The 16,464-nt window shown below is 65.3% G+C and carries 16 protein-coding genes; 6 read left to right on the top strand and 10 right to left on the bottom strand.

All coding sequences use genetic code 11. From position 1 onward, the window contains the following. Positions 1 to 11: 11 nt before the first annotated feature. From fadD4 to BRW65_RS09235, 3 genes are all read right to left on the bottom strand, one after another. A complete protein-coding gene (gene fadD4, locus BRW65_RS09245) occupies positions 12 to 1,541 on the bottom strand; it encodes a fatty-acid--CoA ligase FadD4 (RefSeq protein WP_073873763.1) in 1,530 nt (509 codons plus the stop codon). An 81-nt stretch (positions 1,542 to 1,622) separates the two neighbouring features. Beyond that, on the bottom strand, positions 1,623 to 2,234 hold the full coding sequence (locus tag BRW65_RS09240; RefSeq protein WP_073873919.1) for a nitroreductase family protein: 612 nt from the start codon (positions 2,232 to 2,234) through the stop codon (positions 1,623 to 1,625). A gap of 45 nt (positions 2,235 to 2,279) precedes the next feature. Further along, a complete protein-coding gene (locus BRW65_RS09235) occupies positions 2,280 to 3,362 on the bottom strand; it encodes an NAD(P)H-dependent amine dehydrogenase family protein (RefSeq protein ID WP_073873761.1) in 1,083 nt (360 codons plus the stop codon). Positions 3,363 to 3,489: 127 nt separating this feature from the next. On the opposite strand from BRW65_RS09235, the gene BRW65_RS09230 reads away from it, so the two are divergent. Continuing rightward, positions 3,490 to 4,398, top strand: coding sequence for an enoyl-CoA hydratase (locus BRW65_RS09230; protein WP_073873759.1), 909 nt, complete (start codon positions 3,490 to 3,492; stop codon positions 4,396 to 4,398). Between the two features lie 38 nt (positions 4,399 to 4,436). Continuing rightward, positions 4,437 to 4,853 carry a PaaI family thioesterase gene (locus BRW65_RS09225; RefSeq protein WP_073873917.1) on the top strand — a complete coding sequence of 139 codons (417 nt, stop codon included), beginning with the start codon at positions 4,437 to 4,439 and terminating at the stop codon, positions 4,851 to 4,853. Here BRW65_RS09225 and BRW65_RS09220 read toward each other — a convergent pair. After that, positions 4,832 to 5,851: an acyl-CoA dehydrogenase family protein gene (locus BRW65_RS09220; RefSeq protein WP_073873757.1), complete on the bottom strand. Its 1,020-nt coding sequence runs from the start codon at positions 5,849 to 5,851 to the stop codon at positions 4,832 to 4,834. The two genes, BRW65_RS09225 and BRW65_RS09220, sit on opposite strands and share 22 nt — an antisense overlap. Before the next feature lie 86 nt (positions 5,852 to 5,937). Between BRW65_RS09220 and BRW65_RS09215 the strand changes: the two genes are divergently transcribed. Then, positions 5,938 to 7,110: an acyl-CoA dehydrogenase family protein gene (locus BRW65_RS09215; protein WP_073873755.1), complete on the top strand. Its 1,173-nt coding sequence runs from the start codon at positions 5,938 to 5,940 to the stop codon at positions 7,108 to 7,110. Here the strand turns inward: BRW65_RS09215 and BRW65_RS09210 are convergent. Next, the gene (locus BRW65_RS09210; RefSeq protein WP_073873753.1) at positions 7,099 to 7,890 is read right to left on the bottom strand and encodes a TetR/AcrR family transcriptional regulator; all 792 of its coding nucleotides are present in this window, start codon (positions 7,888 to 7,890) and stop codon (positions 7,099 to 7,101) included. The genes BRW65_RS09215 and BRW65_RS09210 overlap by 12 nt on opposite strands. A 269-nt stretch (positions 7,891 to 8,159) precedes the next feature. Here BRW65_RS09210 and BRW65_RS09205 point away from each other — a divergent pair, with 269 nt between their 5' ends. After that, a complete protein-coding gene (locus tag BRW65_RS09205; protein ID WP_073873751.1) occupies positions 8,160 to 9,347 on the top strand; it encodes an amidohydrolase family protein in 1,188 nt (395 codons plus the stop codon). Between the two features lie 11 nt (positions 9,348 to 9,358). On the opposite strand, the gene BRW65_RS09200 is transcribed toward BRW65_RS09205, so the two are convergent. From BRW65_RS09200 to BRW65_RS09185, 4 genes are read right to left on the bottom strand one after another with little or no spacing between them, the layout of a single operon-like run. After that, positions 9,359 to 10,183 (bottom strand): enoyl-CoA hydratase/isomerase family protein, encoded by an 825-nt coding sequence (locus tag BRW65_RS09200; RefSeq protein ID WP_073873749.1) that lies wholly within the window; start codon positions 10,181 to 10,183, stop codon positions 9,359 to 9,361. After that, positions 10,180 to 11,265 (bottom strand): hydroxyacid dehydrogenase, encoded by a 1,086-nt coding sequence (locus tag BRW65_RS09195; RefSeq protein WP_073873747.1) that lies wholly within the window; start codon positions 11,263 to 11,265, stop codon positions 10,180 to 10,182. Before BRW65_RS09195 ends, BRW65_RS09200 begins: the two co-directional genes overlap by 4 nt. Then, on the bottom strand, positions 11,262 to 12,380 hold the full coding sequence (locus tag BRW65_RS09190; protein WP_073873745.1) for a TauD/TfdA family dioxygenase: 1,119 nt from the start codon (positions 12,378 to 12,380) through the stop codon (positions 11,262 to 11,264). The genes BRW65_RS09195 and BRW65_RS09190 overlap by 4 nt, the downstream gene beginning before the upstream one ends. A gap of 45 nt (positions 12,381 to 12,425) precedes the next feature. Beyond that, positions 12,426 to 13,256, bottom strand: coding sequence for an HpcH/HpaI aldolase family protein (locus tag BRW65_RS09185; protein ID WP_073873744.1), 831 nt, complete (start codon positions 13,254 to 13,256; stop codon positions 12,426 to 12,428). 53 nt (positions 13,257 to 13,309) lie between these two features. On the opposite strand from BRW65_RS09185, the gene BRW65_RS09180 reads away from it, so the two are divergent. Next, positions 13,310 to 14,455 (top strand): acetyl-CoA acetyltransferase, encoded by a 1,146-nt coding sequence (locus BRW65_RS09180; RefSeq protein ID WP_073873742.1) that lies wholly within the window; start codon positions 13,310 to 13,312, stop codon positions 14,453 to 14,455. Beyond that, entirely contained in the window at positions 14,455 to 14,889 is a 435-nt protein-coding gene (locus tag BRW65_RS09175) for a Zn-ribbon domain-containing OB-fold protein (protein WP_073873739.1), read from the top strand. The genes BRW65_RS09180 and BRW65_RS09175 overlap by 1 nt, the downstream gene beginning before the upstream one ends. Here BRW65_RS09175 and BRW65_RS09170 read toward each other — a convergent pair. Next, positions 14,879 to 16,399: a class I adenylate-forming enzyme family protein gene (locus BRW65_RS09170; protein ID WP_084187783.1), complete on the bottom strand. Its 1,521-nt coding sequence runs from the start codon at positions 16,397 to 16,399 to the stop codon at positions 14,879 to 14,881. The two genes, BRW65_RS09175 and BRW65_RS09170, sit on opposite strands and share 11 nt — an antisense overlap. Between the last annotated feature and the right edge of the window lie 65 nt (positions 16,400 to 16,464).

The raw sequence follows: 16,464 nt of genomic DNA, 5'->3' as shown, positions 1-16,464 counted from the left end.
TTTGACGTGGCCTAGCCTCCGGGGCCAGCCGCGTACTTCTCGATGAGCTCCCGCTTGTACAGCTTGCCGGCGTCACTGCGCGGGAGGTTCGCATCGAAGTGCAGCCTGCGCGGACACTTGTAGTGCGCCAGGCGATTCCGCAGCCACGTGATCAGCTCCTCGGCAAGTTCCTCGGAAGCCAGGGCGGGATCCGCCAGTTGCACGACGGCGGTCACCGACTGCCCCATCACCGGGTCGGGCACGCCGAACACGGCGGCATCGACCACCAGTGGGTGGCCGATGAGACGGTTCTCCGTCTCCTGAGGATAGATGTTCACTCCGCCGGAGATGATCATGTGATTGCGGCGATCGGTGAGATAGAGGTAGCCCTCTTCGTCGAGATAACCAACGTCGCCCACGGTGACCCAACCCTCCGCGCTGCGGGCCGCGGCCGTCTGCGCTTCGTCGTTGAGGTACTCGAAGGGATAACCGCCCTCGTAATAGATCGCACCGATCTGCCCGGGTTCGAGCTCGCGGCCCTCGTCGTCGAGGATGTGCGGCGTGCCCAGCATCGGCTTGCCCACCGATCCCGGGTGGGCAAGCCACTCGTCGGCGCGGATGAACGAGATACCGGCGCCTTCGGATGACCCGTAGTACTCGTCCACGATCGGGCCCCACCAGTCGATCATCTGGCGCTTGATCTCGGGCGGGCATGGCGCAGCGGCGTGGACGACTCGCCGCAACGTGGAGAGGTCGTAGCGCGTCCTGATCTCTTGAGGCAGCCGTAGCATCCGGACAAACATCGTCGGCACAAACTGCGCATGTGTCACGCCGTATCGCTGTATGCATGAGAGCGCATCCTCGGCGTCGAACTTCTGCATGAGAATCGTTGTCGCGCCGACCGATTGCGCCGCCATGGTCCACATGGCCGGCGCAGTATGGTAGGTGGGCGCGGGACTCAAGTAGACCGAGTCGCGGCTCACCCCGAGCGCCCCGAAGACGGGTGTCGACAAACTTGACACGCCGGAGTTCGGCGATTTCAGCGGTCGACGGATGCCCTTGGGGCGACCGGTGCTGCCCGCGGAGTATTGCAGGAGCTGGCCGTCACACTCATCGGTGATGGGCGTCGAAGGTTCGGCAGCCACGCATTCCGGGTAGCGCCGCCAGCCGCGGAGGTCGTCGTCGGCTATCAACGCGACTGTTGGCAGGCCGTCCCCGAGCCGGTCGGACAGTTCGCGGCATGCGTCGCGCATTGCCGCCGAGGAGACGATGGCCTTCGCGCCACTGTCTGTGATGACGTACGCGATCTCGGAGTGGCTGAGGTTGGTGTTGACCAGCGTGTAGTACAAACCGCTGCGCCTGGCCGCCCACATCGCTGTGTGGATGTGTTCGTTGTTCTCCATGAGGATCGCGACAGTATCCCCGGCGAGCAACCCCGAACGTCGCAAGAAGTGTGCGAGCCTGTTCGCTCCGGCTTCGAGGTCCGCGAAGCTCACTACCGTCCCCGAAGGATGGAGGATGACAGCAGGTTTCGCCGATCCCGCGTGATCACGCAACTGCATGCGGCACCATCGATTCCCGCTTCATCCCGCGACGTCGGTGCATCACCGCGGGACGTCGCGGAACGCCGTCACGAGGGGCCGTCACCCCTCTGTCTTACCCCAAGGCCGGTCCCAAAGGTCGATCGCCGCAACCTCTTCCAACGGTTTCCGCCGCACCGGGTGGTGTCCCCCCTTGGGCCAACCGACCGTCAGCAGGGTAGCGATTTTCCAGTCGTCGGGGATTTCGACCATGGACCGCAGTTGATCCTCACACGACCCGTGCCACAGGGTGATCGCGGCGCCTAGGCCTTGCGCGCGAGCCGCGAGCAAGAAGTTCTGCACGGCGGGGAAAATGGAGCCGCCCTGCTGGAGTTCGGTGGTTCCCCGTTGTGGCTGGACACAGAACAGCACGAGCACGGGCGCGTCGCCGCCGACCCTCATGTGTTCGGCCATCGTTCGCAGCACCCGCGATTTGGGGTCGTCGGCCCGGTCGTCGGGCACGGAAAGGCGGTAGAAGTCGGTCATTATTTCCCACGTCTTACGCGCCGCCGCGGTGATGACGTCGCGCAAGCTGCTCGATCGAAGTACGACGAACTTCCACGGCTGCTGATTGCCTCCGGAGGGCGCCCAGCTCGCCGCCCGCAGGCAGGCCTCGATCGCCGTGTCGGAAACGGGTTCGTCGCGGTAGCGCCGGACAGCCGACGCGGAGCGCATGACCTCCCATACGTCCGCCGATGCCGGTGCGACGTTCTCGTCCACTCACTTCCCCTTCGCAGGCAACACACCCCGCCAGGTTCCGCCGCGCACCGGACCGGTGACCAGAGGCAAATCGAGGGTCGACAGCAAGCCGGGCGGCGCGGCCATCACGGCGGGAATGGCGTTCAGTTCGCGCATGACCGTCGCGTAGGTCAGGCCGCGCATGTTGTTCCCGCGGCCGTGCATCTCGATGTCCACGGTGTAGGTGGGCAGACCGTCGACGATGACCCGGTAACCGCCGTGCGGTGACGGGTGCCGGGGCCAGTCGGGCGCGGCGTCTTCACCCATGCGAGTGACGTGTTCGAGCGTGACACGCTCCTCGCGGTCCACCATTCCGACCAGTTTGAATCGCATGCCCCCCACCGTCCCAGGCTCGACCCACCCCGACGCGACCTCGTATCGGGTTGTGGCAACCCACTTCTCAATCGTTGTCTCGACGGAATCGAGCGGCAGGCCAACGCCGTCGGCAACGAGATGCACGGTTGGCGCCCACAGTGCGGCGAGGCGCTCGGTGTCGAACAGCGGCGCCGGATGGTCGGGGTGGCGACCGAAACCCATGAAGTCGAACATGATGTCGGGTTGGTTGATGGGCCCATAGTCCAGTATCTCGAGCATGGTGATGGTGTCGACGCGGCTGCTGAAGCCTGTCATGGTCAGCGCGATCACGTCGTTGGCCCACCCGGGGTCGACACCGCTGTTGAAGAAGCTGGTGCCGCCCTCGGCGCAGGCCTCCTCGAGGAGTTCGACCGTTTCTTTGTCCGCGGCGGGCGGGTAGCACATCGGCACCAGCGAGGTGCACACCACATCCTTGCCCGAGCGCAGGCAGCGCGCGATGTCCTGCGCCGCCTCGCGGTAGCGATAGTCCCCCGAGGCGAAATAGGCCACCACATCCGCGTCCGTCGATAAGGCGGCACCGATATCGCGAGTGGCAATGACGCCGGTCGCCGGCATTCCACACAGGTCACCGGCGTCCCTGCCGTCCTTGGCTTCGGCGTGGACCACCACGGCGGCCAACTCCAGCCCAGGGTGCGCGATGAGGGCACGCAGCGCGCCGACACCGACCTGACCCGGCCCCCAAAGAATCACTCGTGGCTTTCGTTGACCGGCCGCCATCGGCACCCCTTCCGGCCGCCATCGGCCCAAGCGTGAGAACATATCTTCTCATACTCAGATAACACCATTACCGAACGTGGACGAGGAAGCAGGGCCAGCGGTGAACGATTACGAATTCTTGAAGTGGGAGACCTTAGACGACGGCATGATCATCCGGATTTCGCTGAACCGCCCCGAGCAGCGCAACGCCCAGAACCGCGGCATGCTGGTCGAACTCGACGAGGCGTTTGCGCGGGCGGAGACCGACGACACCGTCCGCGTGGTCATCCTCGCCGGCGAGGGCCCGATGTTCTCGTCCGGTCACGATATCGGTTCGGCACAAGCGCGCGCCGAATTCTCCCCGGGTCCGGGCCAGCACCCCACCGTGACGATCAACGGCGGGACCCGCGACGGTGCGGAGAGAACCATGCTGCAGGAATGGCACTACTTCTTTCAGAACAACCTTCGGTGGCGCAACCTCCGCAAGATCACCCTCGCGCAGGTGCACGGCGATGTGTTCTCGGCGGGACTCATGCTGATCTGGGCCTGCGACCTCATCGTCGGAAGCGAAGAAGTGCGCTTCGCCGACGTGGTCGGTACCCGGTTGGGCATGTGCGGGATGGAATACTTCGGCCACCCCTGGGAGTTCGGTCCCCGGCGCACCAAGGAACTCATGCTCACCGGCGATGCGATCGGGATCGAAGAGGCCTACCGCCTCGGCATGGTCAGCAAGATCTTCAAGCGCCACGAGCTGCCCGAGCGCACCCTCGAGCTGGCAAGGCGCATCGCCGAAGTGCCCACAATGGCGGCCCTACTGATCAAGGAGTCGGTGAACCAGTCGGTCGACAACATGGGCTTCTACAACGCGCTGCAATCATGTTTCTCGTTGCACCAACTGAATCACTCTCATTGGGCGCAGATCCGGGAGGACAAGGTTCCCACTGCCGGTGAGGCTCAAGGGGTACCGAATTGGCGGACCGCTCCCCCGATTGTCCTGGCGGTCAAGGACCAGGTCCGGTCGGACGCGTGACCGCCGAATCGTCGTCCGATCACGCGGCGCCACAACCGATGGCGGTGACCATTCGCGGTCACCTGTTCGGCCAGCTGCCGTTCTACGACGTGGTCGACACCAATGAGTCGGTCGTCGTCGACCTGCACAACCGGCCGGACCTGGTGAACTACCGTGGGGCGCTGCAGGGCGGGTTGGTCGCCACGCTCATCGACGTGGCCGGGGGCCGGCTTGCCGTCAAGCACGCGGGTGACGGTAGCGGTGCGGGCACCGCGGACATGTCGATCCATTTCCTGGCGCCGATTGTCGAGGGCCCCGCGCGGGCGAGCGCCACTCTGCTCCGGGCGGGAAAACGGATGATCGTCGTCGGTGTCGACGTATTCGACGTCGGTCGAGACCGGCTCGCGGCACGGGCGACGTTGAGCTTCGCGATCCTGGTGCCCCGGGGTCCCGATCAGCCGGCGGCGACGCCGTAACGCGCGTCGGCGAAGCGGTCCAATGCGGTCACGGGATCGCCGAAGACCATTGCCCAGCCGCGGACCCGGCGGTAGTACAACTGGATGTCACCCTCCATACCGAACCCGTATCCGCCGTGGATGTGCAGGCTGCGCCGCGTCGCATCCCGCGCCGTCTCGTAGGCGAACGCGAAGGCCATGGCCGCCAGTTCGCGAACACGGTCCGGCTCGTCGGCGAAGGCGCAGGCCGCCTTCAGCCCGAGCAACCTGGCCCCGTCGGCGGCGGTGGCGCTGTCGGCCAGCGGGTGCGACACGGCTTGGAAGGAACCGATTGCGGCGCCGAATGCGTGGCGTTGTTTGGCGTAGTCGACGCCGATCTCCACGGCCCTCTTGGCGGCGCCGGCCAACGCGACGGCGGTCATCGCCAGCCACAGGTCGAGCGCCCGCGAAAATAATTCACGCGCCCCTGCTCCGTCGGCGAGCACAACGAAGTCATCCCCAATTGTGATGTCGGCCAAGGGCATTGACGCGAGATTTCCCACCGCGGTGCGGCCGTCTCCGATCGGCGCTGCCAGCAGCCGACCCTCCGACAGGGCGACTACGTGGTCTGCCACCGCCCCTGCGGGCACCAGGCTCAACCGCCCATCGCATGCGGCGCGGGGCGCGAACGTGGCCAGTCTTTCGCCGGCAAGGACCTCGCTCAGCAGCCCGGCGCCGGTCTCCCCGGACTCGGACAGCGTCCGGGCGGCGACCTGCGCTTCGATGATCGGTGCCGATGCAACTGCGCGGCCAAACTGTTCGGCGATCAACGCGAGTTCCAATTCGGAGGCGCCCCATCCGCCATCGGCCTCACCGACTGCCATCTCAACCGCACCGGTATCGAGCAGCGCCTTCCACAGCTTGAGATCGAAGCCCGACGGCTCGGCCGCCCGGATGCGCTCGGAGGTCGACTCGCGGGTGAACAGTGCGGCGAAAGAATCCACCAGCTGCCGCTGTTCGCTCGTTAAGCTCAGGTCCACGACGGTCAGTCCCTCACGTGCGGATATGGTTACTCTCAGATTTGAGATTAGCATTACCGCATGCGACGACAGATTGGCCCACGCCTATGCATTTTCACCTCGACGCCGACACCGCGACCTTCCGCGACGGCGTCCGCGACCACCTTCGTGACGTGTTGAGCCCCGAGTTCGAGGAGCGCATCTACCGCAGTGGCGTCGCACACGACGACGCGTTCGCCAAGGGTCTCGTCGACAAGGGGTATTTCGCCCCCTGCTGGCCCGTCGAATTGGGCGGACAGAACCGCAACGCATGGGACGAGCAGGTCCTCAAGGAGGAGCTCATGCGCTGTGACGCACCGGTGTACCTCTCCGAGACGACCAGAATGGTGGCGTCGATCATCCGCGAAATCGGCACCCCCGAGTTGAAGGATCGGATCCTGCCCGGAGCCATCAACGGCGACATCACCATCGCGCTCGGCTTCACCGAACCCGAGTGCGGGTCGGACGTCGCGGCGGCTGCCACCAAGGCGGTCCGCGACGGATCTGGAGGAGATGCGGACTGGGTGATCAACGGTTCCAAGATGTTCACCACGAACGGTCACATCGCCGACTTCATATTCCTGCTCGCACGCACCAGTCCCGACAAGCCCAAGCACAAAGGCCTGACGATGTTTCTCGTGCCTTGCGCCTCGGATGGCTTTGAGGCACAGGCAGTCTGGACTCTCTCCGGAGAACGGACCAACATCACGTTCTACAGCGATGTCCGCGTCGGCGACGAGTGGCGAATTGGCGAAATCGACGGCGGCTGGGAAGTGCTAGGGCTTTCGCTGCGGTATGAGCACGCATCCGGATGGGGCCCGCACCTCATTCGGCTGTTAAATCATGCCGAACACTGGGCCGCCAGCACCCGATCCGACGATGGCGCACCGGCCATCGCCAATGCCGACGTCAGGCGCCGGCTTGCCCGAGTCGCCATGGAGACCGAGGTGTCGATGCTGCTGCAGCGACGATGCGTATGGATGCACGAACAGGGCGACATACCGGTGGCCGAGGGACCGATGTCCAAGGTGTTCAGTACCGAGGCGCTCGAACGCGCCAGCCAAGACGTGGTCGAAATGGTCGGCGCTGACGGCTTGCGCAGCTATCTCGAGCCGACCGCTCCAGAGCACGGGCGGTTCGAACACTCACTGCGGTTCTCGCTGGGCACCACCATCTACGCAGGCACCAGCGAGATCCAGCGAACAATCATCGCCCAGCGAGGGCTCGGCCTACCCCGTTAACTTCTTGACCCGGCGCGACGAGGCCGCCCGTGGCGGCGCTTTGCGGGCAGGCCTGGCCCTGGTGCCCTCGACGGGCGGCGTTACGGCCTGCTTGCACCACGCCCACAACTGGTCCTCCGTCAGCTTGGGGCCCTTGCCGCCGCCCAAGTGGAAGACCCCGATCTGCGCGAGTGCGGTGAGCGTGGTGTCCAGTAACCTGGCCAGCTGCGCGGGGGTCATGTCGGTGCGCACCAAGCCCGCTCGAGCACACGACGTGATGATCTTGGTCAGCAGCTTCTGATGAGGTTCCCACACTTTGGCAAAGTCATCCGGCCGCTCGATTTCCAGGCTCAGGTTGTAGATGGTCATGACCCGGCCGCCGACCGATTCTGAAGACTCCGCGCGAGATAGCACACCTCGGCAAAAGGCCTCGAGTTGCTCCATCGGGCCGTCGGCCGCGGCGACCTCCTGCCGGATGTCTTCGGTGAACTGACTCGTGACGTTCTCGTACAGCGCCAACAGCAGTTCTTCTTTACCCGCGAAGTGTTGGTAGAACGCCCGCAGGCTCAGGTTCGACCTGTCGATGAGCGTCTGGATCGTGAAGTCGGCCTTACCCGACTCCTCCACCAACTCCAAGGCGGTGGCCAGAAACCGCGAACTGCGGGCGAGAGCGCGGGCCCTCGCCGTGCTCAGGCGCCGCTCGATCGTGCGTTGCTGCCACGTGCCAGGCGCCTCAACATTGTTGTCAACCAGTTCCAAGCCAGTTTCGATCTCGCGGCCGGCGGGCTTCTTCGTAGGCATAATGCCGACAAGAATACCCGGCCGCAGAAGAAAATGTATGACCTACATACACGTGTATGTTGATTATCGCCTTACGTAATTATCGGTTCCCGATCGGCGCACACACCCTGGGAGAGCACAGCGGGATCTCTCCTCGCGCAGGCCCAGCAGTCCGGCCCGTCCCGGATGCATGGCGCCGAATAGCATGCGGTACCGTTGGAAACGGTGATTCTCACTTATGGATCAGTGCATCCTAGCTTTAAGCCGCGGCCCACCGAAGGAGTGCAGCGTTGAGTGCAGACATTCTGATCGTGTCTCCGGACGACCACCTGGTAGAGCCGGCCGATCTGTGGACAAGCAGGCTGCCGGAACGCTACCGCGACATCGGGCCACGGATCGTTCGCTCCAAGGGCCGCATGGATCCAAGCGTCACTTCCGATGTCGCATTCGTCGAGGATGCCAACGGCCGTGACGCGGATATCTGGCGCTATGAGGATGCGGTCATACCGATCCCGCTCATCAGCGCTGCCGCCGGTTACGACCTTGACGAACTCACCACCGATCCGATCACCTACGACGAGATGCGCCCGGGTTGCTTCCGTCCGGCGGACCGGCTCGCGGACATGGACATCGCCGGCATCGAGGCGTCAGCCTGCTTTCCCAACACCTTGGTTCGCTTCTGCGGCCAGCGTTTCCTGTACGGCAAGGACAAAGAGCTTGCCAAGCTCTGCGTCGAGGCCTACAACGACTTCCAGATCGACGAATGGGGCGGTAGCTCAAACGGTCGACTGATCCCGCTGGGAATCATCCCGCTGTGGGACGTCGAACTCGCCGTCAAGGAGGTCGAAAGGGTTGCCGCAAAGGGCATGCGCGCGGTGTGCTTCTCCGAGTTACCCAGCCGCCTCGACCTGCCGTCCATCCACAGCGGCTACTGGGATCCGTTTTTCGCCGCGTGCGAGGGCAACCAGGTGGGCATCATGCTGCACATCGGGTCTAGTTCTTCGCTCACCAAGTCCTCGCCCGACTCTCCGCACGTGGTCACCAGCGCGCTCATGGCGGTCAACTGCACAATCGCTCTGGTCGACTGGCTGTTCTCGGCCAAGCTCGTTCAGTTTCCCAACCTCAAGATCGCGTTCGCCGAGGCGCAGGCCGGCTGGATCCCCTACTACCTGCAGCGTGTCGACGAGGTATGGGAAGACCGCCGGACCTGGGGTGGCATCCATCCCCTGCTGACCGAGCCGCCGAGCAACCAGGTGCCCGGGCGCGTGTACTTTTCCACCTTCGGTGACCCGGTCGCGTTCCGCATTCTCGATCTCGTCGGTCCAGACCAGCTGATGTTCGAAACCGATTACCCGCACAACGACACCAACTGGCCGAGGAGTTTAGAGGTCGCCAACAAGGCGACGGAGGGCCTGGACGATGAGACGAAGCGGAAGGTGTTGTCCACCAACGCCAAAACGTTCTTCGGCATGGTGTAGCTTTCCGAGCGCTACCGCGCCTTCCAATCCGGCTTCCGCTTCTCCAGGAAGGCCCGCGGTCCCTCGATCGCATCCTTGGTCAGCGCAACCTTCATGCGATAGTTCTCGGCGAGCAGCTCGGCCTCATAGATCGGCAGCGTGAGACCCTTGCGCACGGCCATCCGTGAACCGCGGACCGCCAGTGGCGCATTGGAATTGACGATGTCGGCTATCTCCCACGCACGGTCCATCAAGGAGTCGTGCGCCACCAGCTCGGTGAAGATACCCAAGTCGTAGGCGCGCTGGGCGTCGAGTCGTTCATGCTTGCCCATCAAGATCAATCGCATCGCGACCGGCAGTGGCAGGATCCGGGCCAGCCGCACGCCTTCGCGCCCGGACGTCACACCGATGCTGACATGCGGATCCATCAACGTCGCGCGCTCCGACGCGACGGTGATGTCCGCGGTCGTCACCAGGTCCAGTCCCGCTCCGCAGGCAATGCCATTGACGGCACAGATGATTGGCTTGGTCATCTGCAGCCACGGCGGCGTCGCCTCCTGGGGAGCGTCCCACTGCCGCATCGAGCTGAGGATGGGCTCGCCCTGATTGTCGATTCCGGCCGCGTTCTCCATGTCGTGGTCGGCCGCCTTGTTGACGTCCGCTCCGACGCACAGGGCGCGTCCGGCGCCGGTGACGATCACCGTCCAGACGTCCTGGGAACGCTCGATTTCCGAGTAGGCGATCGATAGCTCGGCGATCATCTCGTCGTTGATCGCGTTGAGGACCTCGGGACGGTTGAGGGTCACACACGCCGTGTGGCCCCTCACCTCGACATCGATCGTTGCGTACTGAGTCACCTGATCCGACCCCCGCTCTCCAAAGCGGTTGTGGCGCTGGGACGAAATCCGAACGCGTCTTGAAAACGGTCGCAGAAGCGAGGCCACACATCGGGATTCAGCAGCCGTGGCGGCATGCCGCCGTCGAAAATCGCCTGCCACTGCGTGGCCGTGGCGACGGCGATATCGCGCGCAGCCTCGACCGTGATCCCCGCGGTATGTGGTGTTGCGACCACGTTCTCGAGATGCAGCAGCGGATTGTCCTGGCGCGGTGGTTCCTGGTGGAAGACATCCAGGCCCGCCCCGGCGATGCGTCCGCTGGTGAGCGCATCAAGCAACGCGGCTTCGTCATGGACGGGTCCGCGCGCCGTGGTGATGAAGAATGCGGTCGGCTTCATCGCCGCAAATTGCTTGCCGCCGATCAGCCCCTCGGTCTCACGGGTCAGCGGGCAGGTCACCTGAACGAAGTCTGAGCGCTCGAGGAGTTCGGCAAGCGTGACGACTCGCACCCCACGTGCTTGCGCGCTCGCCTCGTCGAGGTAGGGGTCGAAGACCAGGACCTCCATGTCGAACGGCGCGCACAGCTCGACCAGGCGCCCGCCGATTGCCCCGAGTCCGATGACGCCGAGTGTCTTGCCCGCCAACTGACTGCCGCGCAACGCCATTCGGTCGCTCAGGGGGCCGGCTCGCAGCATTCGGTCGGCGGCCGTGATCTTCTTGGCCAGGTCGAGCATGAAACCGAGCGCATGCTCGGCGACCGCCTCCGCGCCCGGCCCGGAGTTGTTGCACACCGCAATTCCGGCGCGCGTGCACGCGTCCACGTCGATGACGTCGTACCCCGCGCCCGCAGAGCACACGGCGAGAAGCTTTTCGCACCGCCGCAACAAAGCCGGCCCGGCCAGCCACTGTGCACCGTCGGCGTATCCCGCCACGTCACTGCGGGTGGCCACCTGGTACCCGTGCGCGGACTCCAAGGCGGCCCAGTTCTGACCGTCGGCCGCCGTCAAGTCGAGCTTGACCAGATCGACGTCGGCAGTTTCGAGGATCTCGCCGGCGACGGGATCCGTCCACCGCTCGTAAACCAGGCGCGGACGATCGCTCACGTGTTCTTGACTTTGGGTTTCGCCTGCGCCGCCTTGAACATGTCGGCCAGTTCGGCGTTGACGTTCTTGTAGTCGTTGCGGGCGATGGCGCCGTCTCGGCCCTCGACGACGTCGTACCCGAGCCGCAGGTCCTTGTTCTCCATGTGGAAATATTCGCGGCCGATCGGCAACCGGCGGTCTTCGCGCGGCACTTCCATCCACGCCCGCAGGAAGCAGCGCGCCTTCTTCGGATCATTGCTGCTGACGAAGTCGGACCGCGAATGGCACATCGCGAAATTGTTGGCCACTGCGGCCTCTCCGGATTCCAGTCGAAACTCGACCTGCTGCTCGATCAGAATGTTGCGCAGCAATTCCACCGCTTCGACCTCCTGCGGCGTGAATTCACGGCCCAGGGCGTGCATCGCGGGCAGGATGCTGCTGTAGGTGAAGTTGATGCAGATCCGTCCGTCGATTTGGGAGAAGACGGGCACATCGTAGGGCGTCACGTCAGGCTGGTCGTCGGGCTGTTCGCTGCGCCGATGATGCGGGAAGCCCCGGTAGAGCACTTCGAGCAGGTCCGGCCGCTCCGCGAGAACCCGGTTGTGTGCCGCGGGCCCGCTGGCGAACTGGCTTTCCCCGCCCTGCGCCGCCGGATACACGCACAGCAGCGCGAGGATGTCGGCGGCATCGTTGTGCATGGCCAGCTCGGCCCGGGACTTGGTGCCGCGGGCCGGTTGCACGCCACCTGGCAGGATTTCCTCCTGCACACGCACCATCCGGTGACCGAAGGAATTGTTCGACACGAGATAGCCGAGGTGGGTGCAGAAGGCCCAGTAGATTCGTTCGAGTTCCTCGATCGAGTGCTCTTCGACGGGAAACCCGCGGACGCACGCCAGGCCCTTGCCGAACATCAGATCCCGGTAGAGCCGGGCCAGGTCGTCATCGAGATCCGGGTGCCGAGCGTCCTCGGGAGTGATGTCATCCCGGTCCTTGTGCGCCGTCTTGGCCAGGATCGATTCCAGGGCAGCCACGTTGCGGGCCGACAGGTCGAAGGCGAAGTCCTCCTTGCTCGTGAAGTCGGCTCCAGTCCACGCCATCGTGTCAGTGACGGGTTCGGTGTAGATGGCTGTCGGCATCCGGTCCTCCTGATGGGTTGACTCACTTGCGCTATTGGTCTCTCGTCAAATCGGTTCCCGCGGCAACTCGTCCAGCCCGCGCAGCGCTTCTGCGCGCTTTGTGGCCGCCTCCGTCATCATCCCGATGTCAGTCCCCGCCGAGATGAATCGCAATCCCAGTCCGACGAACCGAGTCAGCAGATCAACGGACTTTATTCCGGCCATCCCGAGCGCCACGCCGTGACTACGGCAAGCCGCCGCCACCGATTCTACTGCACTCTGGAAATGAGGATTCTCATACTGCCCGTGGATGCCCATTTCGGCGGTCAGATCGCTCGGTCCGACGAGGATCATGTCGACACCGTCCACCGAGGCGATGGATTCGGCCGCATCGACGGCTTGCGGTGTCTCGACCATCACGGCAACGACCGTGCGCCGTTCGAGCACCTCCACCAATTGTGGCGCCGCACGCTGCTGGAATCCGCTGACCGCATTGGGACCCGAAATCGACCGACGGCCGATCGGCGGAAACCGCGCGGCGCGGACGACGGATTCCGCCTCGGCTTTTGAATTAACGTGCGGGACAATGACTCCCACCGCACCGCCATCCAATACTCGGGCAATGACGCTGGGATCGTGCGACGGCACCCGCACCAGACCCGAGATCCCCGCTCCGAGCGCGCTCATGCACAGCATCTGCGCGCTCTCCAGGGACGTGGATGTGTGTTCCAGATCGACATACACAGCGTCGTACCCGCATGCCGCCGCCACCGCCGGAACATCTGGGGTGCGTGAGTTGAGCAGAGCCAGGCACAGCACCAGCGATTCTCCGCGCAGGGCGTCGCGCAGCGCCGTCGTCATAGGCTCACGGTAGCCGAACGAGAATGCGGTTTCCATCTTTCTGCGAACTGCTGTTATCGAGCCGGTGGGGGGTGTGATAACCATGAGCTATGCCGTCGAATCGCGTCGCCATCGTGGGCGCGGCCCTTTCCGACTGCGGCCGAGTTCCCGACAAGACCGCCATGGCGCTGATGGCGCAGTCCTCGCGGCGCGCGGTCGTCGATGCCGGCCTGACGAAGCAAGACATCGACGGGTTCGGCGCGCACGGGGCGTTACTTCCGCCGGTCGAAGTCAGCGAGTATCTGGGCCTACGACCCGATTGGGTCGACGCGACCAATGTCGGAGGATCCTCGTGGGAAGTGATGGCGAGTCACGCCGCGGCCGCGATCGCGGCGGGCGAAATCGAGGTCGCCTTGCTGACCTACGGGTCCACCGCGCGTTCGGACGTCAAGCGCCGGGCCCGCGCGTCCGCCGCCGCGATGGGCACCGGCGGCGCCCTGCAGTACGAGGCGCCTTACGGGGCGACGTTGATCGCCAAGTACGCCATGGCGGCCAGGCGACACATGATCGAATTCGGCACGACGATCGAACAATTGGCGGAAGTCGCCGTCGCGGCCCACGAGTGGGCCGCCATGAACGAGAACGCGTTTGAGCGCGACCGCATCACCGTCGCGGACGTCGAGGCCGCGCCGACGCTGGCCGACCCGTTCACCTCCAAGCACGTGTGCCTGCGCACCGACGGTGGTGGCGCGGTCGTCCTAGCGAGCGAACGGGTGGCCAAGGATTGTGCGAAAGAGCCGATCTGGATTCTCGGGGCGGCCGACGCGACATCCCACGTGAGCATGAGCCAATGGCCCGATTTCACGACGTCGGCCGCCGCGCGCTCGGGTCCTCGGGCATTCGCGCAAGCAGGTGTCAATCCGGCTGACATCGATGTGTGCCAGCTCTACGACTCCTTCACGTCCACCGTGCTGCTGACCGTGGAAGATCTCGGCTTCTGCGCCAAGGGCGAAGGGGGGCCGTTCATCGCGTCCGGTGCGCTGCGCCCGGGCGGGGCGCTCCCGACCAACACCGACGGAGGAGGGCTGGCCTCCTGCCATCCCGGTATGCGAGGGATGTTCCTCATGGTCGAGGCGGTCCGGCAGTTACGGGGCGAATGCGGACCGCGCCAAGTGAGCGGGGCCAGTCTGGCCTGCGTCCACGCGATGGGTGGCTTCTTCACCCACAGCGCCACGATGATTCTCGGGAGGCAGTGATGACCGCGCCCGATCGGCCCACGATCGATTCCGACGGCCAGGCCTGGTGGACCGCCACGCAAGGCCGCAGGCTGATGGTCAACCACTGCCGCTCCTGCGGCGAGGCCTCGCTGTACACACGGCCCTTCTGCCCACACTGTTGGTGCGAGGACGTCGAATTGACGCCGGCGACCGGGCGCGCGCGGCTGTACACCTGGAGCGTCATCCGCCAGAACGCCGCGCCCTTCGACACCCGCACTCCCTACGTACTGGCCATGGTGGACCTCGAGGAAGGACCACGGCTCATGACGGTCGTGGAGGACTGCGCCGTCGAAGACCTGCGCGCGGACCTGGATCTGATGATCGCTTTCCGCGAAGACGACGACGGATTCGTCGTGCCGGTATTCCGCCCCGCCACCGCCCAGGATCCGTTGACCGCGCCCGTCAACCCGTAGTCGCCAGGCGGTCGGCGATCAGCCGCCGGCGCCCGACCGACCGTGCGTCGAGCTTGGCGCGGTCGATCTTGCCGTTGGCATTGACGGGCAGCGGCTCGTCCCACAACACCAACTCCTCTGGCAGTTTGTATTTCGGCAGCCCCGCGGAGAGGAGAACCCCGGCGACCTCGGCCAGTGTCATCTCGACGTCGGGCTCGAGGACGATTGCCATGGCCAACCGCTCCCCGGTGGTGTCGTCGGCAACCGCATAGGCGGCACATTCGCGGACCCCAGCTATCCGCGACACGGCCTCCTCCACTTCGGCCGCCGGGATCTTCAGCCCGTTGCGGATCACGATGTCCTTGATCCGGCCGACGATGCGCACCCGCCCGCCGACGATCTCCGCCACATCGCCGGTGCGGAACCACTCACCGTCGAACGCCGGCTCGTCGTCGCGGGCATCGGTATAACCGAGAAAAGTGTGCGGCCCGTTGATGCAGCACTCGGTGGCTTCCGCTACGGATCCGATGCGGACGTCGACGTCGTCGAGCGGCACTCCGTCATCGGCATGGCGCACCACCCGCGGTTCGCCCCGCAGACCGGACGTGCTGACCGGCACTTCCGAGGACCCGTACGCGCGCATCACGACGATGCCGAAATCGTGTTCGACGCGTTCGACGATCCGCCGGTCCAGCGTCGTGCCACCGAGATAGACCGCGCGCAGCGGGACCGCGGCATCGCGCGCAGCGGCCTCGTCGAGTAAGCGGTCAAGCAGCCGGTCCGGGCCGCCGTACCACGTCGCACCGGAGGCGACCAGCAGGTCGCATGTCGCCGACGGATCCCAACGGTCCTCGAGGATCACCGGTATCGCGAGCATCGGACCGACGAACAACGCTTGCACGACCCCGGTGACCGATGCGAGCGGGCTGATCAAAAAGATCCGGTCTTCCGCGCCCAGACCTGCCGCCGCGATGTAGTTCGCCGAAGCCTTGGCCAATGTGCTCAGCGAGTGAATCACGCCCTTGGGCCGAGACGTCGTACCCGAGGTGTAGAGCACGAAGGACGGTTCGTCGGCGGGCCGCGCGGGGCGCGGCGATTCGGCGCCCACCCGCTCACCGTCGCCAAGTTCGATCCAATGACAAAGCCCCGATAGTTCGGGCTGGCTGATCGCGGTCCAATTCGGCGCCGCGCCGACCCGCGCTCGGGTGCGGGCGATGATGTCGGCGAGCTGCTTCGCCCCGGCGCTGCGCGGCACGAGCAGGACCACCGCGTCCACCCGCAGCGCCGCGTGGACCGCAACGACCGAGTCCACGTCGTTACCGACCACCAGGACGATTGCGCTGCCCCGGACCACTCCGGCGTCGGCCATGGCGAGGGCGGCCGAATCGATGCGCTTGTCCAGCTCACCGTAAGTGAGCTCGGCGCCTCGGTCCACCACGGCAGGGTGGCCGGGATGCCGCGTGGCAGCGGACCGCACCATGTCAACCGGCTCCCCGGTCCAGAAGCCGGCCGCGCGGTACCGGTGCCGCAGCGCCTCGGCACGCCGCTGCGCATGCCGCAGCAATTCAGTCGCGCCGGTCATGGATGTCCCTCCGA

Origin of the sequence: Mycobacterium paraffinicum (assembly GCF_001907675.1) — a bacterium.
Lineage (GTDB): Bacteria > Actinomycetota > Actinomycetes > Mycobacteriales > Mycobacteriaceae > Mycobacterium > Mycobacterium paraffinicum_A.
This window is presented reverse-complemented; position numbering and strand designations above follow the sequence as displayed.